This is a genomic window from Stappia sp. MMSF_3263, from assembly GCF_030733745.1.
Classification (GTDB): domain Bacteria; phylum Pseudomonadota; class Alphaproteobacteria; order Rhizobiales; family Stappiaceae; genus Stappia.
On sequence record NZ_JASHIK010000050.1, the window covers coordinates 1 to 2385 of the forward strand.

The following is a 2385-nucleotide window of genomic DNA, read 5'->3' on the forward strand; positions in this document are numbered from 1 at the left end:
ACCCCTCCGGCCCGCTCCCCGGCGCCCTTGCAAAAAAGACCAAGTCGGCGCCAATCCGGCCGCGCGTCACAAATACGCCAGATTGCTCTTGTCCATCGGGGTTTCTAGTATGGATACGCGCGCCCGCGTGGGACCCTTGTCCCGGGCCGGTGCGCTCGGCCATTGGTTTCGCGCAATCCGCTTGCGCGCCGGACCAGGGAGAACGGCTCCCGATCCGGCAGATCAGAACGGCCTGCCGCGTCGCTGGGGCAAATGCGACCGGCACGCCATTGCAGGGAACGGTCCAGCCGGACCTGAAGGACAGGACTATTCGGCGCGCGCTGCTCGACCAGCGCATTGCAGCGCCGGATTACCGGAATGACGAGAAGGACGCGATGCATCTCGGCGCGACACACCGCGATCAGGTCGACCTGGGCGATGAACCACCGCTCATGGTCTATGACGAGCGCGACCAGCTGCCCGACCGGCGGCGGGTCAGCCTGAGATGGCTGACCGGTTCGGTGCTCACCGGCCTGACATCGGTCACCTTGATGGGCGGCGCCCTCTTCGCGGCGCTCGACGGCCAGTATGAGGTGGCAGCCGCGCCCTCGCGCGGCAATGTCGACGAACCCGCCCGCTCCGCGGGACTGGGCAACGGCACGGCCAAGGGCGACCGGGTGATCCGTGCCGCCGCCCAGTATTCCAATCGCCAGGTGATCCCGGTTTCCACCGTCAACCGCATCGACGGGCGCGATCACATCAAGCTGCGCCCCTATGCGCTGGTCACCGCGACGCTGGCCACCCGGGCCTCGCGCGAGACCACCGAGGAAATCCCCCCCTTCAATCCGCTCAAGCTGTTTTCCGACAACACAGTGATTCCGGTGCGCGCCGTCAGCGATGCCGTCTATGACGCGCGGGTCGAGGGCGAGGTGACGATCAGCAGCCGCGACTTTCCCGTCGACAATCCGCTGGCCACCGCAGATGCCGGCTACGAGGAACTGGAGATCGAGCAGTTCGTGCGCCAGTCGGCCCGTTTCCTTTCTGGCAACGCAATCGACGAGGCATCCGGCCCGGTCATCGATCCCGGCCGCTTCGACTTCAACCTGGCCCAGCAGCCGGAGCTTTCCCGCCTGACGGTGCGGATCACCCCGGAGAACGTCTCCTTCGTCTCCAAGAGCGACACGACGGATGCCTTCGCCGGCATGGAGGAAAAGATCGTTCCCGTCACCGGCGAGGAGACGTTCCAGGAAGCCCTGGTCGCCAATTCCGCAAGCGAAGAGGAGGCCGCCGATATTGTCGACGCCTTCGTTCGCGAGTTCGGGATCGAGAAACTGGATGCCGGACAGCGGCTGCGCATCGCACTGGCGCCCAGCCCGGACGAAGCGGGCCGCATGCAGCCGCAGCGCGTCAGCCTTTATGCCGATACCGAGCACCGTGCCACCATCGCACGGTCCGACACCGGCGAGTTCGTGCCGGCCGAGGCGCCCGACACCTTCCTTGCCGACGCCTTTGCCGAGGCGGACCGCGTCGGCTACGCCGGCACCACGCCAACCATCTATGACAGCCTCTACCAGACCGCGCTGGAACAGCAGGTCGAAGGCGACCTGATCGCCGATCTGGTGCGCATCTTCTCCTTCGATGTCGATTTCAAGTCGCGGGTGAAGCCTGGCGATTCCTTCGAGGTGTTCTACGGACTGGAGCAAGGGGGCGACGACGTCCCCGCCGAGATCCTCTACACCGCCCTGACCACGCGAGGCGCCACCCGCCGCTTCTACCGCTTCCGCACGCCCGATGACGGCGTCGTCGACTTCTATGACGAGAGCGGCAAGAGCGCGAAGAAGTTCCTCATGCGCAAGCCCCTGTCCGGCGGGCAGTATCGCTCGGGCTTCGGCCTGCGCCGCCACCCGATCGTTGGCGTCACCCGCATGCATAACGGCGTCGACTGGTCGGCCCAGCGCGGCACGCCGATCATGGCCGCCGGCAATGGCGTCGTGTCGAAGGCCCGCTGGGTTTCCGGTTACGGCCGGCGCATCGAGATCAGCCACGCCAACGGCTACGAGACGACCTACAGTCACCAGACGAGCTTCGCCGACGGCGTCCAGGAAGGCGTACGGGTCCGGCAGGGGCAGGTGATCGGTTATGTCGGCTCGACCGGTCTGTCGACGGGTCCTCACCTTCACTACGAGGTCAAGGTGAACGGCCGCTTCGTCAACCCGATGCGCATCCGGTTGCCGCGCGGCCGGGTTCTGGACGGAGACCTGCTTGCCGCCTTCAACCGCGAGCGCGAGCGCATCGACGCATTGATCGACCGGGCAGCAGGCCCCTCGCGCATTGCATCAGCCGCCGTCACCGACTGACCGCCGCCGGATTATCCGCAAGGCACACCAGAAGGCCCCGGGCGTTTCC

General features: G+C 66.5%; 1 protein-coding gene. It reads left to right on the forward strand.

Going from position 1 to position 2385, the window contains the following annotated elements; all coding sequences use genetic code 11:
- Positions 1-269: 269 nt before the first annotated feature.
- On the forward strand, positions 270-2336 hold the full coding sequence (locus RBB46_RS23255; protein ID WP_306031455.1) for a M23 family metallopeptidase: 2067 nt from the start codon (positions 270-272) through the stop codon (positions 2334-2336).
- Positions 2337-2385: the final 49 nt, after the last annotated feature.